The 18,102-nt window shown below is 73.3% G+C and carries 15 protein-coding genes; 7 read left to right on the top strand and 8 right to left on the bottom strand.

Annotated elements, in window-relative coordinates:
* Positions 1-25: 25 nt before the first annotated feature.
* The 4 genes from D1648_RS01195 to D1648_RS01180 form a co-directional block, all read right to left on the bottom strand.
* A complete protein-coding gene (locus D1648_RS01195; protein ID WP_241155310.1) occupies positions 26-1,207 on the bottom strand; it encodes a carbohydrate kinase family protein in 1,182 nt (393 codons plus the stop codon).
* Positions 1,207-2,010, bottom strand: coding sequence for a carbohydrate ABC transporter permease (locus D1648_RS01190; RefSeq protein WP_122938995.1), 804 nt, complete (start codon positions 2,008-2,010; stop codon positions 1,207-1,209). The genes D1648_RS01195 and D1648_RS01190 overlap by 1 nt, the downstream gene beginning before the upstream one ends.
* Entirely contained in the window at positions 2,007-2,846 is an 840-nt protein-coding gene (locus D1648_RS01185) for a carbohydrate ABC transporter permease (RefSeq protein ID WP_164518536.1), read from the bottom strand. Before D1648_RS01185 ends, D1648_RS01190 begins: the two co-directional genes overlap by 4 nt.
* A 151-nt stretch (positions 2,847-2,997) precedes the next feature.
* On the bottom strand, positions 2,998-4,356 hold the full coding sequence (locus tag D1648_RS01180) for an ABC transporter substrate-binding protein (RefSeq protein ID WP_122938993.1): 1,359 nt from the start codon (positions 4,354-4,356) through the stop codon (positions 2,998-3,000).
* 156 nt (positions 4,357-4,512) lie between these two features.
* Here D1648_RS01180 and D1648_RS01175 point away from each other — a divergent pair, with 156 nt between their 5' ends.
* The 3 genes from D1648_RS01175 (at position 4,513) to D1648_RS01165 (ending at position 7,611) form a co-directional block, all read left to right on the top strand.
* Positions 4,513-5,283, top strand: coding sequence for a DeoR/GlpR family DNA-binding transcription regulator (locus tag D1648_RS01175; protein ID WP_122938992.1), 771 nt, complete (start codon positions 4,513-4,515; stop codon positions 5,281-5,283).
* Positions 5,280-6,707, top strand: coding sequence for a 6-phospho-beta-glucosidase (locus D1648_RS01170; RefSeq protein WP_122938991.1), 1,428 nt, complete (start codon positions 5,280-5,282; stop codon positions 6,705-6,707). The genes D1648_RS01175 and D1648_RS01170 overlap by 4 nt, the downstream gene beginning before the upstream one ends.
* A 151-nt stretch (positions 6,708-6,858) precedes the next feature.
* The gene (locus D1648_RS01165; protein ID WP_122938990.1) at positions 6,859-7,611 is read left to right on the top strand and encodes a TSUP family transporter; all 753 of its coding nucleotides are present in this window, start codon (positions 6,859-6,861) and stop codon (positions 7,609-7,611) included.
* Positions 7,612-7,639: 28 nt separating this feature from the next.
* Here D1648_RS01165 and D1648_RS01160 read toward each other — a convergent pair whose 3' ends face one another.
* A complete protein-coding gene (locus D1648_RS01160) occupies positions 7,640-9,019 on the bottom strand; it encodes an alpha-L-fucosidase (protein WP_122938989.1) in 1,380 nt (459 codons plus the stop codon).
* Between the two features lie 100 nt (positions 9,020-9,119).
* Between D1648_RS01160 and D1648_RS01155 the strand changes: the two genes are divergently transcribed.
* The gene (locus tag D1648_RS01155) at positions 9,120-10,691 is read left to right on the top strand and encodes a M81 family metallopeptidase (protein WP_122938988.1); all 1,572 of its coding nucleotides are present in this window, start codon (positions 9,120-9,122) and stop codon (positions 10,689-10,691) included.
* A 103-nt stretch (positions 10,692-10,794) separates the two neighbouring features.
* Positions 10,795-11,823, top strand: coding sequence for a hypothetical protein (locus D1648_RS01150; RefSeq protein ID WP_122938987.1), 1,029 nt, complete (start codon positions 10,795-10,797; stop codon positions 11,821-11,823).
* 70 nt (positions 11,824-11,893) lie between these two features.
* Here D1648_RS01150 and D1648_RS01145 read toward each other — a convergent pair whose 3' ends face one another.
* Complete coding sequence (locus D1648_RS01145; RefSeq protein WP_122938986.1) at positions 11,894-12,364, bottom strand: VOC family protein; 471 nt, start codon at positions 12,362-12,364, stop codon at positions 11,894-11,896.
* Positions 12,365-12,533: 169 nt separating this feature from the next.
* On the opposite strand from D1648_RS01145, the gene D1648_RS01140 reads away from it, so the two are divergent.
* Both D1648_RS01140 and D1648_RS01135 read left to right on the top strand, forming a co-directional pair.
* Positions 12,534-13,301 carry an SDR family NAD(P)-dependent oxidoreductase gene (locus D1648_RS01140; protein WP_122938985.1) on the top strand — a complete coding sequence of 256 codons (768 nt, stop codon included), beginning with the start codon at positions 12,534-12,536 and terminating at the stop codon, positions 13,299-13,301.
* Positions 13,302-13,333: 32 nt separating this feature from the next.
* Positions 13,334-14,992 (top strand): hypothetical protein, encoded by a 1,659-nt coding sequence (locus tag D1648_RS01135; protein WP_126281955.1) that lies wholly within the window; start codon positions 13,334-13,336, stop codon positions 14,990-14,992.
* 18 nt (positions 14,993-15,010) lie between these two features.
* On the opposite strand, the gene D1648_RS01130 is transcribed toward D1648_RS01135, so the two are convergent.
* Both D1648_RS01130 and D1648_RS01125 read right to left on the bottom strand, forming a co-directional pair.
* On the bottom strand, positions 15,011-16,012 hold the full coding sequence (locus tag D1648_RS01130) for a LacI family DNA-binding transcriptional regulator (RefSeq protein ID WP_122938983.1): 1,002 nt from the start codon (positions 16,010-16,012) through the stop codon (positions 15,011-15,013).
* Between the two features lie 175 nt (positions 16,013-16,187).
* Positions 16,188-17,651 (bottom strand): sugar porter family MFS transporter, encoded by a 1,464-nt coding sequence (locus tag D1648_RS01125; protein WP_122938982.1) that lies wholly within the window; start codon positions 17,649-17,651, stop codon positions 16,188-16,190.
* Between the last annotated feature and the right edge of the window lie 451 nt (positions 17,652-18,102).

The following is an 18,102-nucleotide window of genomic DNA, read 5'->3' as shown; positions in this document are numbered from 1 at the left end:
AGGTCGTGGAGGGGCGAGGACGGGGTCAGTGCCGACCGGCGTCGCTGCGCAGCGCGAAGGTGCCCTGGGCGCGGCGCCGGCCGAGCACGGGGTGGTCGGGGACCACGGCGTCGAGGAACTCGTAGCCGCCGCGGGTGTAGGCGGCGCGGAGGTCCCCGTCGGCGGAGGCGTCGCTGAGCTGGCGCCACCAGTCGGTGATGTCGCCCCAGCCGGGGGCGGCGAGCGACCCGCCGAACTGCTGCACGGCCAGCGCCGAGCACAGGGAGGCGAAGCGGAGGCGCTGCTCGAGCGGCCACTGCGCGAGGGTGCCGAGCACGAGCCCGGCGGCGAACACGTCCCCGGCACCGGTGGTGTCGATGGCGTGGACCGGCACGGCGGGGCAGAACGCCTCCTCGCCGGTGGAGGAGTCGATCGCGTAGGCGCCGTCGACCCCGTCGGTCACCACCGCGAGCGGCACCTTCTCGGCCAGCGCCCGCACCGCCTTCCCGGGGCTGTCGGTGCGGGTGTAGGCGGTGGCCTCGACGGCGTTGGGGGTGAAGGCGTGGCAGTGCGCGAGCGGAGCGAGGTCGGCGGGGTCCCACCTCCCGGTCGCGTCGAAGCCGATGTCGGCGAAGATCAGCGCGCCGCCCCGGGCGAGCTCGGCCCACCAGGAGGTCTCCCCGGCGAGGTCCACGACGGCGGCACGGGCCGCGGGGGCGCGCGCGATGAGGGAGGAGAGCGGCTCGGGCAGGTCGTGGCCGTGGGTGACCATCGCGCGGTCCCCGTGCGCGGCGATCGAGGTGGTCAGCGCCGAGTGGAAGTCGTCGAACTGCCGCGAGGCGCTGAGGTCGATGCCCTCCTCCTCGGAGAGCGTCTGCCACATCCAGTCGCCGTAGGCGTCGTCCCCGAAGCCGGCGACGAGGCCCGTGCGCAGCCCGAGCCGGGCGGTGGCGGTGGCGAGGTTCGCGATCCCGCCGGGGCTCGAGCCCATGCCCTTGGACCACAGCTCCTCGCCGGGCTGCGGTAGGCGGTCCATGCCGGTGAAGACGATGTCGAAGAACACCGTGCCGGACAGCAGCACGTCCAGCGGCGGGTCCGACGGGGTGCGCAGCGCGGCCAGCGGGTCCCAGTCCTGGCATTCGGCGGCCTCGGGCGGCGCGGGGGTGGCGCTGCCGGGCGTGCGGCGGTCGACGGTGTCGGCGTCGGTCGGGTGGGGGCGGTCGGTCATCACTTGGCGACTCCTTCGAGCATCCCGCGGATGAAGTGGCGCTGGAGGAACAGGAACAGGATCACGGTGGGCAGGGCGATGATGACGGCGCCGGCGGCGAGCAGCGCCGTCTCGGAGGTGTACTGGCCCTGGAAGGTCGCCAGGCCCAGCGGGGCGGTGCGCAGGCTGCCGCCCGGGGTCATGACCAGGGCGATGAGGAACTCGTTCCACGTCCACATGAACACCAGCACCAGCATCGTCACGATCGCGGGCCGGGAGGCGGGCACGAGGATCCGCGTCAGCGCCCGCACGGGCCCGGCGCCGTCGAGCGCGGCGGCCTCGAGCAGGCTGGAGGGCATGGCCCGGAACTGGGCGCGCAGCCAGAAGGTGCCGAAGGCGATGGACTGCGCGACCTGCGGCAGGGCGATCGCGGCATAGGTGTCGGTCAGGCCCAGGGTGCGCAGGTCGAAGAACAGCGGGATGACGGTCGCCTCGGCCGGGATCATCATCCCGAGCAGGAACAGGTAGAACAGCACCGTCGCGCCGCGGAATCGCATCGTGCCCAGCGCGTAGCCGGAGCCGATCGAGAGCACGGTCGCCAGGCTCACCACGATCGCGGCGACCACCGCGGAGTTCCCCAGCGAGCGGCCGAAGCCGCCCACCGTCCAGGCGCGGGCGAAGTTCTCCAGGTGCAGCCCGCCGCTCTCCCCCAGCGGGGCGGAGACCGAGGTGGCCAGGATCGTCAGCACCGGCGCGAGGGCGAAGGCGGCGAAGGCCAGCAGGATCACGTAGTTCAGCGTCGTCTCGGCGCGGGAGACCCTCATGACTCACGCTCCCCGATGCGGGTGACGCCCACGTTGATCGCGAAGATCAGCACGGTCAGCACGATCGCGACGGCGCTCGCGGAGCCCACCTCGCGCAGGTCGAAGGCGCGGAAGTACACCTCGTAGCTGGGCACGGTGGTGGAGTTGCCGGGCCCGCCGGAGGTGGTCATGTAGACGAGGTCGAAGGTCTTCAGCGCCGCGATGATCGTCAGCACCAGCGCGACGGTGATCTCGCCGCGCACGGCCGGGAGGATGATCGCGAAGAACTCCTTGACGGGCCCGGCGCCGTCCAGCCGCGCCGCCTCGAACAGCTCCTGCGGGATGCGGCTCATCCCGGAGAGCATCAGCAGCATCACCAGCCCCATCTCGATCCACGTGCCGATGACGCCGACGGCGATCAGTGCGGTGCTCGGGTCGCCGAGCCAGCCGCGGGCGAGCGCTCCGAGTCCCACCGCGTCCAGCAGCTGGTTCAGCGGGCCGACGGGCGAGTAGATCTGCCGCCACGCGACCGCGACGACGACCAGCGCGATCACCTGGGGCAGGAAGATGACGGTGCGGAAGACGCCCATCCCCCGCACCTGCCCGCGGCGCAGCACGGCGGCGAGCACGAGGCCGACGACGAGCGGGATCACCGCGTAGAACAGGATGAGCACCAGCGCGTTCCCGATCGCGGCGCGGAAGGCGGCGTCCCCGGCGAGGTCGGCGTAGTTGTCGAGGCCCACGAAGGTCGAGGACCCGAAGCCCCGCCACTCGAACAGGGAGAACTGCGCGGCGCGGCCCAGCGGATAGAGCGCGAACGCGGCGTAGACCGCGAAGGCCGGCAGCAGGAACAGCAGCGGCGCGGCGCGCGAGCGGGCGACGGCGGAGGGCCTGCCCGCGCGGCGGGGCCGACGAGGGTGCCCGTCGGCCCCGCGCCCACGGGACGAGCGCCCGTCGGCCGCGGAGCCCTGGGCCGGGTGCCCGGAGGCGGTGGTCGCGGTCACCGGGTCAGGTCCCCTCGGTGAATTCGCCGTAGTCCTCCTGGAGGGCCTCGGCGGCGGCCTCGGGCTCGGTCTGGCCGCCGATCACCTCCTGCAGGGTCGCCCCGGCGGTGTCGGCGAAGGACGGGGTGGCGTAGTCGAGATAGGGCAGCAGCGTGCCGTCGGTGGAGACCGCGTCGAAGGCCTCGTAGACGTCCTTGTTCACGCCGGAGTCCGGGGCGAGCTCGGCGGTGCGGTTCACGGGCATGCCGCCGTTGTCGGCGATGAGCTGCATCGCCTCGTCGCTGGTGAGGAAGTCGATGTAGGCGGCGGCGACGTCCTTGTTCTCGGCGGCGGCCGGGATCGAGAAGGGGATGCCGGTGCCGCCGGTGGTGGCGACCGTCCCGTCGGCCCCGGGCGGCGGGGCCATGAACCGCAGGTCCTCCCCCATCACGGCCTCCATGTCGGGGGCGAGCCAGGACCCGCCGATCAGGAGCACGCCGGTGCCCTCGGCGTACAGCGGCCAGGCGTCGTCGTAGGCGAGGCCGTTGGGGGAGTCGCCCATCGCGCCGGAGGTGCCCCATTCGGCGAGCTGGGCGAGGGCGTCGACGTTCTCCTGGCTGGTCCAGTCCGCGCCGGCGTTGCCCATGCCGAGGGTGACGATCTCCTCGGCGGGGACGAAGTGCGCCTGCAGCGGGCCGAAGACGTGCAGGGCCGGCCACTGGTCGAGGTTGCCGAGCATGATCGGCTGCTCGCCGGCCTCCTGCGCGGCCTCGACCAGGGAGAAGAGCTCGTCCCAGGTGGTGGGGGCCTCGAGGCCGAGGTCGTCGAGCTTCTTCTGGGAGTAGTAGATGCCGCAGATCTCGCCGGTCTGGGGCAGGCCGTAGAGCGAGCCCTCGCCGAAGGTGACGCCGTCGGCGGAGTACATCATCTTGCTCAGCACGCTGGGGGCGAAGCGGTCCGTCCAGCCGTAGGCCTCGGCGTAGCCGGTGAGATCGGTGAGCAGGGAGTCGGCGACGTAGGTGCCCATGTCGCCGCGGGCGTTGTTGACCTGGAGGACGTCGGGTACGTCGTTGCCGGACAGGGCCAGGCCCGTCTGCTGCTGGAGGTCGTCGAAGGACTGGCTGACGCGGTCGACGGTGACGTTCGGGTACTCCTTCTCGAAGGCCTCGATGAGCGCCTCGATCGCGTCGTTCTGCGCGCCGCGGACCTCCTGGTCCCAGACCGTGAGGGTGACCTCGCCGAGGGAGGCGATGTCGGTCTCGACCTCCTCGGCGGCGGGGGCGGAGGCATCGCCGCCGTCGCTGTCCGAGCCGGGGGCGCAGGCGGCCAGAAGCCCCAGTCCGCCGAGCGCGGCGGTGGTCCCGAGGAAATGACGTCGTCGCATGGTGTCCTCCTGAGGGGTTCGGCGGGGCCGCTCCATCGCGTCCGCCCGCCTCGGCACCCGTGTGGTGCAGGGCACCATGATGCCATGACATGCGCGTAGATGCACGGAGCTGTTCGAAGCTGCGTGAATTTGCGTGCACGGTGCTACGGTGACGCCATGCTGAGCGAGGAGCGCCACCGGGCGATCGTGTCGGCGATCCGCCGCAGCGGTGCGGCGACCGTCGGCCGGCTCAGCGCTGACCTGCACGTCTCCGAGGCGACGATCCGTCGGGACCTCGACGTGCTCGCCGAGCGCGGGGCGCTGCGCCGGGTGCGCGGCGGCGCCACCGACCTGCGCGGCTCCGTGCGGCCCGAGGCGGATCCACGCTCCTTCGCCGACGTCGCCGCCTCGGCCCCGGCCGCGAAGCGCGCGATCGCCGAGCGGGCATGCGCCGTGATCGAGGACGGCGAGGTGATCGCGCTGGACATCGGCACCACGGTCGCCGCGATGTGCCCGCTGCTCGCGGAGCGCTCCCTCACCGTGGTCACCGCCTCCCTCGCCGTGGTGCGGGCGCTGGCCAGCGCGCCTGCGATCGACATCGTGGTGCTCGGCGGGCTGCTGCGCCCGAACTACGACTCCCTCGTCGGCGTCCTCACCGAGTCGGCGCTGCGCCAGCTGCGCGTGGACCGCGCCTTCCTCGGCACCGCCGGGATCCGGCCCGACGGCGCGGTGCTCGACTCGACCCCCAGCGAGGTCCCGGTCAAGCGCGGCCTGCTCGACGTCGCCACCTGCACCTACCTGCTCGCCGACCACGAGAAGTTCCCCGGCACCGGATTCCTCGAGGTCGCCCGCCTGCCGCGCTTCACCGCCCTGGTCACCGACCGCTCCCCCCTGCCCGACGACATCGACCTCCCCGAGGGGGAGGACGTGGAGGTCCTGCTGCCATGAAGCTCACCATCCTGGGAGGCGGCGGGTTCCGCGTCCCGCTGGTCCACGAGGCGGTCGCGACCGCCGCCACCGGCCTCACCGTCGACGAGATCGCGCTGCACGACGTCAACCCCTCGCGCCTGGCGACCATCAGCGCGGTCATCGAGGGGCAGGGCGAGCACCTCACGGCCGAGGGGCGGGCGGTCGCCCTGCCGCGACTGCTCGCGACGACGGACCTGCGCGAGGCCCTGACCGGCGCGGACTTCGTGTTCAGCGCCGTGCGGGTGGGCGGCGCCGAGGCCCGCACGGTCGACGAGCGGGTCGCGCTCGGTCTCGGCCTGCTGGGCCAGGAGACGATCGGGCCGGGCGGACTCGCCTACGCGCTGCGCACCCTCCCGGTCGCGCTCGAGATCGCCCGGACCATCGCCGAGGTCGCCCCGCAGGCCTGGACCATCAACTTCACCAACCCCGCCGGGATCGTCACCGAGGCGATGCGCTCCGTGCTCGGGGACCGCGTGGTGGGCATCTGCGACACCCCGATCGGGCTGGTGCGGCGCGTCGGCCGCCTGCTCGGCGCGGATCTCGTGGCTGGCGAGCGCGGCGCGGAGGTCGACTACGTGGGCCTGAACCACCTCGGCTGGCTGCGCTCGGTGCGGCTCGAGGGGACCGACCGCCTCCCGGGACTGCTCGCCGACGACGCGGCGCTCGAGGAGATCGAGGAGGCGCGCCTGATCGGCAAGGACTGGGTGCGGTCCGACGGGGCGCTGCCCAACGAGTACCTCTTCTACTACCTGCACACCGACGAGGCGATCCGGCGGATCACCGCCGCCGCGACCACGCGCGGGGAGTTCCTGGCCAAGCAGCAGGGCGACTTCTACCTCGCGGCCGCGGAGGCCGACGGGCGCGGGCCCGGCGAGGCGTGCTGCACCTCGCCCCTGGACCTCTGGCGCGCGACGCTCCACGAGCGGGAGGCGACCTACATGGCCGAGTCCCGCGACGAGGAGCGGCGCGAGGAGGACGTCGCCGGCGGCGGCTACCAGGAGGTCGCGATGCGGCTGATGACCGCGATCGCGACCGGCCGGCGGGAGCGGATGATCCTGGACGTCGGCAACATCGCCGCCGGCCGCGAGGACGCACCGGCGAGCGAGCGGATCGTGCCCGAGCTGCCTGCCGACTGCGTGCTCGAGGTGCTGTGCGAGGTCGACGGCGACGGGGTCCGCCCCCTGCCCATCGCGCCCATCGAGCTGGGCCGGCTGGGGATGATGAGCGCGCTGCGGTCCTCCGAGCGGGCGATCCTCGAGGCCGCGACGACCGGCTCGCGCGAGGCCGCGTGGCGCGGCTTCTCGACGCACCCCCTGGTCAGCTCCCCGGCGCTGGGCCGGGCGCTGCTCGAGGGCTACGAGGCGGGCCATCCGCAGATCGCGCAGCTGCTCGCACGAGGCTGAGCCGGGCCTGCGCGGGGACTCGTCTGCACAATAGGGCGCGGAGCGGCACGCGCTGGAGCTGAGCTCCGCAGCGTGCCGCTCCGCGCCCCTTTCTGTCGCTCGCCCCCTTCCCCGCCGCGCTCGCACAGCCGAGCCTCGATACGGTCACCGGGTGACCCTCGCCCTCTCCCTCACCCTGATCGCCCTGGTGCTGGTCTGCGCGATCATCCAGCGGGTGGCCGGGATGGGGCTCGGGATCGTCTTCGCCCCCTACGCGGTGGTGCTGATCGGCGCGCACGAGGGCATCATGCTCGCGAACCTGCTGGGCGGGCTGGTGCCGGTGGTGATGCTGCCGCGGATCTGGTCGCAGATCGAATGGGGCAAGGTGCTGCGCCTGGGCCTGCCGGCGGTGGCGGTGATGCCGTTCGCGGCCTGGCTCTCCTCGATCTCCCCGCCTGCCCCGCTGTACCTGGTGGTCGCGACGCTGGTGCTGCTGAGCCTGGTGATCTCCGTGCTGCTGGCCCGCGTGGCCACCACCGTCGACGGTGTCCCCGTGCAGATCGGGACCGGGATCGGGATCGGCCTGGGCACCGTGCTGGGCGGCGTCGGCGGACCTGCCGCGACCGTGTACGCGGTCCTGTCGAGGTGGCCGGCGCTGCCGATGGTGGCGACGCTGCAGCCGCTGTGGATCCTGGTCTCGCTGGTCTCCTTCGGCACGAAGCTGGCCTGGGACGACGGGCAGCTGCCGGACATGCCCGTCTGGGTCTGGGCGGCGATGCTCGCCTCGCTCGTCCTCGCCGTGGGGCTCGGCGAGCTGCTGCAGCGTCGCCTCGGCGAACTGGGGATCCACCGGCTCGTGATCGTGCTGGGGTTCCTCGGCGCGCTGCTGTCGCTGGGGACCGGGGTGCGGCTGCTGACGGGGTGAAGGGCCGACGGGCTCGCCGTCGGGCAGGTCAGACCGGATCCGAGACGCTGCGCAGCGGCAGGGTCACCACCGACACCACCTCGTCGGAAGGTCTTGGACGGAGCCGGACCGGATCGTCGTCCGCTCCCCATCCGTCATCGACCGTCTCCGCGACCAGCTCCCGAACGGCCCGGCTGACCTGTGCATCCAGCACCACCTCGCCCGCGGCGGGGTCCAGCAGCAGCACGTTCAGCACCTCGCTCCCGTCGGCCGTGCGACCGCGCGTGAACCTCACTCCAGGGGGCGGGACGCGCACCGCCTGGTGGAACCAGGGCCGGGTGCCGCGCAGCGCGCTCCCGTGCACGGCGAGCCACTCCCCCAGCTCCTCGAGCGCGGTGGCCTGCAGCTCGGGGATCGACCCGTCGGCGCGGGGGCCGACGTTGATCAGCAGGTTCCCGTTCTTGGAGACCACGTCCACGAGCAGTCGGATCAGCGCGGGCCCGTCGAGGGCGTGCTCGGCGGACTCCTCGGCGTTGTACCCGAAGGAGAGGCCGAGCCCCCGCGTCGCCTCGAACACCTCGTCCTGGACTGCGTCGATGTCCTGGTACTCGCGGGTGAGCACGCCGTGCGTGGGAACGCCCCAGCGGTCGTCGACCAGGCCGTCGGGGACCGCGGCGAGGTGCTCACGGAAGAGCTGGGCGAGCGAGTCGGGGCCCTCGTGCTTGCCGGCGTCGGGCCAGTCGATGTCGTTCCACAGGATGTCGGGGGCGAAGCGGTCGATGAGCTCCCGCAGCTGCGCGGCGGCGTGGCCGGCGAAGGCGGCATCGTTGCGGCGCAGCGCGAAGAGGTCGTCGTGCGAGGTCAGCGGCGGGAAGTCGCTGACGTGCCAGTCCAGGGCGCCGGAGTAGTAGAGGCCCAGCCGCATCCCGGCCGCGCGGGTCGAGCTCGCGAACTCGGCGATGAGGTCCCGGCCCGGGCCGCGGCGGGCGGCGGTGAAGGGGGTGGTGGCGCTGTCCCAGAGGCAGAAGCCGTCGTGGTGCTTGGCGGTGGGGACGACATAGCCGGCGCCGGCGCGGGCGGCGAGGTCGATGATCCCGGCGATGGCGTCCTCGTCGGGGTGCCAGTCCTCGGCGAAGTCCTCGTAGGAGCGGCCGAGGCCGTACAGCCGCTCGTGCCGCTCCCGGGTGGGGCTGCCCTCGATGCGCACGGTGTTCGCGTACCACTCGGCGTACTGGTGGCGGGCGTAGGCGGTCTCGGGGGTGACGCCCTCGCGGTCGAGCACGTCGGCCCAGGCGGGGACCGAGTACAGGCCCCAGTGCACGAAGACCCCGAGCTTCGCGTCGCGGTACCAGTCGGGGACGACGAGGTCCGGGTAGGCGGAGGCGGGCGCGGCGCCGTCGGGGCCGTGGCGGTGCTCGAAGCTGATCATGGGCGTCCTCGTCCTCGTCGCGGTCCTCGCTGGTCACCGGGACCGCAGGGTGCGAGGATGACCACCACGCTATCAACCGCTTAAGCCGTTCGGAGCCCCCATGCCTGCGACGACGCAGTCCACTCCCCCGCCCCGCCTCGCGATCGCCGGCATCGCGATCGAGTCCTCGACCTTCACCCCCTACCGCTCCGGCGAGGCGGACTTCGAGGTGCGGCGCGGGACGGAGGAGATCCTGGCCCGCTACCCCTTCGAGGTGCCGGAGGCGGAGTACGTCGGCGTGCTGCACGCCCGCGCCCTGCCCGGCGGGCAGCTCGAGCGCGAGGTCTACGAGGGCTGGAAGGCGGAGATCACCGGCGGCCTCGCCGCCGCCCATGCCGCAGCGCCGCTGGACGGGTTCTTCTTCGACATCCACGGGGCGATGAGCGTGGTGGGCCTGGACGACGCCGAGGGCGATCTGGTCACCGCGATCCGCGCCGCGATCGGTCCCGAGGTGGTGGTGGGCACCGCGATGGATCTGCACGGCAACGTCTCCGAGGCCCTGTTCGAGGCCTGCGACCTCATGACCTGCTACCGCCACGCCCCGCACATCGACGCCTGGGAGACCCGCGAACGAGGGCTGCGGGACCTGGCCCGGATCGCGGCGCGGGTGCGGGACGGCGGGGCGCGGCCCCACAAGGCGCTCGTGCACGTGCCGATCCTGCTGCCCGGGGAGAAGACCTCCACCCGTATCGAGCCGGCGAAGTCGCTGTACGCGCGGATCCCGGAGCTGACGCAGCGCGAGGGCGTCACGGACGTCTCGTACTGGATCGGCTTCGCCTGGGCGGACCAGCCTCGCTGCAAGGCCGCGATCGTCGCCTTCGGGGACGGGGCAGGGGCCGTCCAGCAGGCGGCGCTCGAGCTGGCCGGCGCCGTCTGGCAGGCGCGGCACGACTTCGAGTTCGTCGCCCCGACCGGCAGCTTCGAGGCGTGCCTGGACCGGGCGATCGCCTCCTCGGCGCGGCCGTTCTGGATCTCCGACTCGGGCGACAACCCCGGCGCGGGCGGCGCCGACGACACCACGCACTGCCTCGCCGCTCTCGCAGCGCGGCCCGAGATCCGTGCGGGCGAGGTGAGCGCGCTGATGGTCTCGCTCGTGGACCCGGTGACGACGGATGCGGCCTGGAAGGCGGGTGTCGGCGGGCGTCTGTCCGTGCAGGTGGGCGGGCGGATCGACGCCCGGGAGCCGGGGCCCGTGCCGCTCGCGGTCGAGGTCGCGGCGCTGGACGAGTCCGGGCCGACGGGTCGCGCGGCCGCGCTGCGGGTGCTGGACGTTCCCCCGGAGGACGGCGACGGGACGGCCCCGTCGGCCGGGCTCGTCCACGCCGCGCCCACCGGCCTCACCGTCGTGGTCACCGCACGGCGCTCCCAGTTCGCGACCCGCGCGATGTTCGCGCGCCTGGGGCTGTCGATGACCGGCGTCGACGTGGTCACCGTGAAGATGGGCTATCTCGAGCCCGAGCAGTACGAGGCGGCGGCGGACTGGCTGCTGGCGCTGACCCCGGGCGGCGTGGACCAGGACCTGCAGCGGCTCGGCCACTCCCGGATCGACCGGCCGATGATCCCCTTCGACCCGGAGATCCCGGCGCCCAGCGCGGCGGACGTGCGGACAGGCGGGGGTGCGCGGGAACGCTGAGTTCCCAGGCGCGGTCCAGGGACATCCCCGCGGGCACGGAGGCGGTGCCGTCACCCTCGTCCCCTGCCCGGAGCCCCGGGCGCGCCCTACCGGAAGGACCCTCATGAGCACGTTCCGCCGCCTGATCGGCACCGCCCAGAAGGTCCTGGGCCAGCAGAGCTCGGGCCGCTCCCGCACGGGAGGGGGCTCGGACTGGCGCTCCCTCGTGCACGGTGCCGCCGACGCCCTCACCGGGGACGGCGACTCGCAGCGCACGGCGCACGGCCCCTCGTCCCACCGGGACGACGGCCCGCGCCGGAGCCCCCGGGCTGCGGACTCCTCGCGCGGGGCGGGCGTGGGCATCCCGACGACGTCCATGCCGTCGCTCGCCGGTGACCGGCCCGCCCGCGGCGCCGGCGGCGGGCACACGGGTGCCACCGGGCCCGCCGGCGCAGCCGGAGCCGCCAGCGCGGCCGGAGCGGCGGAGCTCACCGCGGAGGACCGTCGGGCGATCGCCCGCTACGACTACCTGGTGCGCACCGCGGAGCCGGACCAGCTCGAGAGCGTGCACCGCGAGGCGTTCGAGCGCCTCACACCGGCGCAGCGGGAGCAGCTGGGCACGACGATGCGCAGCGAGCTGCCCGAGGGCGAGCGGCCGCGCTCCGAGGACCCGCAGGACCTGGCCCGCTCCGCGACCCGACTCGGCGTGCTGGATCCGCGGCGGCTCACGCGTCTGCTGGGCCGCGTCGGCGGCAGCGCCGGGAGCGGCCGCTCCGGTGGGATCGGGAAGGCCGCTCTCGGCACCGGGGCCGTCGGACTCGGGGCGGCCGGTGCCGGCGCGGCGGGCCTGCTCGCGGCGGTCGCGAGCGGCGCGGTGCTGAGCTCCCTCGGCGGCTCTCTGCTCGAGGCGGCGATCGGCGACGGGATCGACGTCGACGCCCTCGCCCCCGATCTCTCCGAGCAGCTCGCAGGCTTCACCGAGGATTTCGAGGGCGTGGAAGGGCTCGAGGGCATGGGCGAGTTCGCCGGCGTCGAGGGCCTCGACGGCGCGGCCGACGGGCTCGGCGGCGGCGTCTCCGACCTCGGCGAGCAGCTCACCGGCTTCGGCGATCAGATCTCCGATCTCGGCCTGGGCGACCTGTTCGGGCGCTGAGCGCTCCGGGTGCTCGGCAGCGGCCACCCTCAGCGCCCCGGCACCCCTCGCGGACACCGGGCCGCGGCGCTCACTTCGCCTCGGGATCGGGCTGGTGGAGGCCGAAGACGTTGTTCTCGGTGTCGTGGAAGTAGCCCTGCCAGGCCATCCCCGGCAGCGCGTACTTCGGCAGCGCGACCGTGCCGCCTGCGGCGAGGATCCTCTCGGCGACCGCGTCGAAGTCGGCCACGCCCATCGTGATCACGGCACCCATCACGGGCCCTCCGACCTCGGCGTTCTCCCCGCCCGGGCGGCCGAGGATCGCGCCGTCGATGCCGGGGCCGGTGCCGGTGGAGAGCCCGATGTAGGTCGCGCCGACGTACTCGGACCAGTCCTCGGTCCCCCAGCCGAACACGCCCGTGTAGAACTCGACGGCGCGCTGCGGGTCGGCGGCCTGGATCTCGAAGTGGACGGGGCGGCCCGTGGACCAGTCCTGGGGCTGGGCGGAGTCGCCGCCGTCGGTCCCGCCCGCGGTGCTGTCCTGTGCGGCGTTCTCGGTCATGACGATTCCTCTCGACGGCGGTCCCGCGTCGGTGCGGGGACTCGAGGGAAGCGTACGGCCGCTGCGGAGCGGGAGACACCCTCGACCCCCAGCGCCCGCCCACCACTTGCCATCTGGTCAACCGGTTCGGCAGACTGCGGGCAACTCCTCATGAACGGATGATCCAACGATGTCTCGTCTCATCTCCCGCACCGCCCTCGTCACCGGCGCCGCCTCCGGCATCGGCCTGGCCGTGGCCACTCGCTTCGCCCGTGAGGGCGCCCGTGTGGTGATCGCCGACCGCGACGCCGAGGCCGCCGCCCGCGCGGCCGACGGGATCGTCGCCGAGCTCGGCGCCGAGGCCCGCCCCCTGACCGTCGACATCTCCTCCGAGCCGGCCGTCGAGGCCGGTTTCGCGGAGCTCGCGGAGGCCGACTGGAGCCCGGACGTGGTGGTCGCCAACGCCGGCGTCCAGCTGTTCGGGCAGGACGCGAAGATCGCGGACCTCGACCTCGCCGTCTGGCAGCGCACGGTGGACGTGAACCTCACCGGCACGATGCTCACTGTGAAGCACGCCGTCCGCTCGATGCTCACCACCGGCGGCGGCTCGATCATCCTCACCGGCTCCCCCACGGGCCTGACCGGCGAGGGCAACGACTTCACCTCGTATGCGACCACGAAGGCCGGGATCCACGGGCTCACCCGCACCGTCGCCGCCGCCTATGCGGCCGACGGGATCCGCGTGAACGCCGTCGTCCCCGGCTACACCGAGACCCCGCTGGTCACGACCATCTCGGACGATCCGGCCGAGCGCGCCGCGATCGTCGGACGGATCCCGATGGGCCGCCCGGGCTCCCCGGCAGACGTCGAGGGGATCATGGTGTTCCTCGCGAGCGACGATGCCGCCTTCGCCACCGGCGCGCTGTTCCGCGTCGACGGCGGCATGACCTCGCTGTGAACCCCGCCGCCGACACCCCGGCAGGCGGCCCCGTGTCGCCCGACACCCCTGTTCACGCCGCCCCGTCGGCCGGCGACGGCTCTGCCGCCGAGGGCCGCTGGTCCTCCGGTCGCTGGTCGCTCGAGGTGCGCGGGGACGAGCTCGCGGACGTCCGCTGCGATGGCCGCCTGGTGCTGCGCGCGATCCGGGCGGTGGCGCGCGATGAGGACTGGGCGACGGCCTGGCCTCGCAGGACCGTCGTCGAGACCGGCGACGGGGCGCTCACCCTGCGTCTGCGGATCGACGGCCTCGGCCTCGACCTCGCGGGCGCCGTGCACGCCACGGCCGACGGGGACCGCCTCGTGGTCGACCTCGATCTCGAGGCGCTCACCGATTCGCCCACCAATCGCATCGGACTCGTGGCGCTCCACCCGCCCCAGCTCGCGGGCACGACGCTGCAGGTCACGCACTCCGAGGGCGCCGTCGAGGAGCTGTCCTTCCCCGAGCAGGTCAGCCCGCACCAGCCCGCGAAGGACATCGCGAGCCTCGCCTGGGAGACGGACGGCGTGCCGCTGCGGCTCGACCTCGCCGGCGAGGTGTTCGAGATGGAGGACCAGCGCAACTGGACCGACGCCTCCTACAAGACATACTCCCGGCCGCTCGACCTGCCGTTCCCGTACACGGTGGCCGCCGGGGAGCACGTGCGGCAGTCGCTCGTGCTGACCGCGGACGCTGCGATGCCGACAGGCGCGACCGTCGAGGCGGAAGCACGCACCGATCCCGAGGCCGAGGAGCTGACCTGGCGACGCGGCGGCGCGATGCCCGCGATCGGCACCGGCCACCTGGACCTCGAGCTCGCCGATCCTGACTGGCCGCAGCGCCTCGACGCTGCGCTCACCGCTCGCGATGAGCTCGCGCTCTGGGTCGTCTCCCCCTCCCCTGCCGATCCGGCCGTGCTCGCCCAGCTCAGACGCCGTCTGGCCGCGGCGGTGCGCGACGGCACCTCGATCCGCTTCCTCGGCATCGCCGATGCGGCCCGGCACGTCACCACCCCCGAGCTCGCCGCGGCGCTGCGGGAGATCGCGCCCGAAGAGATCCCCGTCGTCGCCGGCGCCCGCTCGCACTTCACGGAACTGAACCGCGAGTGGGAGACGGTGCTCGCCGCCGAGCCGGAGGCGCTCGCCTTCGCGACCACACCGCTGTTCCACACCCTGGAGACTGAGCAGCTGATCGAGGCGGTCGCCATGCAGCGCCTGCTCGCCGAACAGCTCACAGCGCGTGTTCCGGGGCTGCCGGTGCACGTCGGCCCGATCACCCTGCGCCCGCGCTTCGCGAACGTCGCGACCCGCCCGCAGCCGGTGCCCGCACCGGCCCCGCCTGCCGATCCCCGTGCCGGCACCGCGCTGCACGAGGCGTGGACGGTCGCGAGCGCGGCGGCGCTCGCGGTCCCGGGGATCGCCTCGCTGACCTACGAGCAGGCGCCCGAGCCGCTCGCGGGGCTGGGCGGCGCCGCCTCCGGCACTCCGACCCGCGAGCATGAGGACGCCCTGGTCACAGGGTGCTCCGAGGACGGCCTGCTGTGGGCGATCGGGGACGGCGACGCCGTCCTGCTCGCGAACCTCTCGGCCCGTCCGCGCCGAGTGCAGCTGCCCGGGCGCTCGACCCCGCTCGACCTCGAACCCGTCTCCTGGAGCGCCGTCCCCGTCCCGTGACCGATCGCGTCGGCCCGCTCAGCCCCGCGCCGCCGCCGGCCCGGTGCTCGAGCGCACCACGAGCTCGACGGGAACTCGCGGATGCTCCGCGGGACGGCGGGGCTCTGCGATGCGCCGGTCCGCCGCCTCGATCGCGAGCCGGGCCATCTGCAGGGGGTCGGGGCGCAGCGTGGTGAGGTCGAGGAAGGGCAGGCGCGCGACCGCGCTGTCGTCGAAGCCGACCACGGAGACGTCCCCGGGGATGTCGAGACCGGCGCGCAGCAGGGTCTCGGCGAGCCCGAAGGCGCAGCGGTCGTTCGCGCACAGCACCGCGGTGGGGCGCTGCGGCTCGGCCAGCAGCGCGCTCGCGGCCGCATGCCCGCCGATCTCGTCGAGGGGGCTCTCGAGGGAACGGATCCGGTCACCGAGCCCTGCGGCCGTCATCGCGGTCTCGTAGCCTGCGCGGCGCTCGGTGGGGTTCGGTCCGCCCGTGGGGCCGACGAAGACGATGTCCTCGTGGCCGAGCTCGACCAGGTGCCGCACGGCCGTGCTGACCCCGGCCGCGTTCTCGACCCGCACCTCGTCCAGCACCGCGGCGTCCTCGCCCTCGGCCGCGCCGGGACCGGCCAGGAGCACGACCGGCACGGTGCCGGGGAGGTCCGAGATGGTGCCGGCCCCGCCGTCGGCGGCGGTGGCGATGAGCGCCTCGATCCGCTGCCCGAGCAGCTCGTCCATCGCGGTGCGCTGGGTGCGGCCGGGGCCGATGTGGCTCAGCGCGAGCCGGTAGCCGCGCTCCGCTGCTGCGGCGTAGAGGGCGTCGACCAGGTCGATCTCGAAGGGCTGGCGCATCGTGAACATCAGCCCGATCATCCGGCTGCGGCGTCGGCGCAGCATGCGGGCGGAGTCGTCGGGGTGGTAGCCGATCTCGCGGGCCGCGGCGAGGACCCGTCGGCGGGACTCCTCCGAGGCGCCGGGCGCCCCGCGCAGCACGATCGAGACCAGCGGACGGGACATGCCCACCCGGTCGGCGACATCCTGCATCGTCGGGCGCCGCGCAGGACGGACCGGAGCCGACGCACCCTCAGGGCTGTCACGTCCGTCCGGGGTGCTGGTGCTCGTCACCCGGGCATTGTCCCACGGGGCCGGCGCGAGAGAGCGGCCGACGGCCCCGTGCACCGGGACCGTCGGCCGCTGCTCGTGGACCGCTGCCCGCCTGTCAGGACGTGCTCTGCGGCAGGTAGATCTCGCCGGTCGTGACGTCCTCCTCGAGCTGCTCGAGGGTGCGTCCGCGCGTCTCGGGCACCCACTTCATCACGAAGCCGAAGGCGATGACGTTCAGGACCGCGAAGGCGAAGAAGGAGCCGGACAGCCCCAGGACCTCGATGATCTTCGGGAAGAACAGGCCCAGGAACGAGTTCGTCATCCACAGCACGAACACGGAGACGCCCATGCCGAACGCCCGCATCCGCTGCGGGAAGATCTCCGAGAGGGTCACCCAGGTGGCGACGTTCAGGCACAGCTGCATCGCGCCGACGAAGAGGGTGATCAGGGCCAGCAGCACGAAGGGCTTCAGCAGGCTGTCGGGGTTCTCGGGGATCGTCACCGCGGCGAGGCCGATGAGCAGGTGGAAGACGGCCACCAGGCCGTAGCCCCACAGGAAGGTCTTGCGCCGGCTGACGCGGTCCATCATCTGCAGGGCGATGATCGCTGCGAGCACGGAGATCGCGGCCGGGGCGATGTTGGCGATCAGGGCGCCGCCGTGGGTGAAGCCGGACTCGTGCAGCACCTTCTCGCCGTAGTAGAGGATCGAGTTGATGCCGGTGGTCTGCTGGAAGAACGCGAGGCCGCAGCCGATCAGCACGATCTTCACGAGGTTCCGGTTCGAGAGGATCTCGGCCAGGCTCATGGTGCTGCGGCGGGCCTCGGCCTCCTGGCTGCAGGAGATGTCGGCGAGCTCGGGGACGGCCCGACCCTCGGGGCGCAGGGTCTCCAGGATCGTGAGCGCCTCGTCCGCACGGCCCTTGGCGACCAGCCAGCGCGGCGACTCCGGCAGACGCGCCATGCCCAGGAGCAGCAGCACCGCCGGGATGCCGGCGAACACGAACATCACGCGCCAGATGCCGACGAACTGCTCGCCCCACAGGTTGCCGATGATCGCGTTGACGACGATGGCGGCCAGCTGACCCGTCACGATCATCATCTCGTTGCGCCCCGCGAGGGAACCGCGGATCTCGTAAGGGGCGAGCTCGGCGAGGTAGACGGGCACCGCGACGGAGGCGGTGCCGACGGCGAGCCCGAGCACGATGCGGCCCGCGACCACCGCGCCGAGGCCCGGCGCGCTGACCACGATCACGACGCCGACCAGGAACATCAGCGCCATCACGAGGATGGTGCGCTTGCGGCCGATGGCGTCGGAGACGCGGCCGCCGGTGAGGGCGCCGACGGCCGCGGCGAACAGCAGCGAGCTGACGGCGATGCCGAGCCCCAGGGCGTCCAGGCCGAGGTCCTCCGACATGAAGCCGCCGGCGCCGTTGATGACGCTCGTGTCGTAGCCGAACAGCAGCCCGCCGAGGGTGGCGACGAGCGCCACCTTCCCGAGCCGGCTGCGGTAGGGCCCCGGGGTGAGGGGCGGGAGGTGAGCAGGGCCGGCAGGTGCCGGCGTGAGCGGTCCGTGCGACATCGTGACTCCTTCGTCCGTGATGGCATCGACGACCCTGACCACGCTGTGCATATCTCTGGGTCGCGATGTCCGTACAAACTATCACGTGCTACTAGCACGTGGTAGAGGTGGGCGGCGATTCTCCCGGATTGCCTTGTGGCCTGGGCGTTCTCCGGTGCGGCCGCATCGCGCCCCGCCGTCGGGCGACGCGCGGAGTCTCTGAGCGATGTCGATCTGTGCGGAACACAAGTCCGCACATTAATCATCCCGCTGGCCTCGTCATGGCCCGCCCCGCACTCCTCCGCCCCGCATCGCACTCGCACCCGCCCGCGGCGAGGGCCTCGCGCGCACCCGCCCGCAGCGAAGAATGCGCCGTTCTGAACCACTTTCGTGCCCGAAGTGGTTCAGAACGTTGACTGTCAAGCTGGTTGGAGTCAGTCGGTTGGTTTGGTCAGGCTGTTTTGACTAGGTG

Origin of the sequence: Brachybacterium sp. EE-P12, assembly GCF_003711805.1 — a bacterium.
Lineage (GTDB): Bacteria > Actinomycetota > Actinomycetes > Actinomycetales > Dermabacteraceae > Brachybacterium.
The sequence above is the reverse complement of the archived record's forward strand: the minus strand, read 5'-3'. Positions and strand labels throughout refer to the sequence as shown.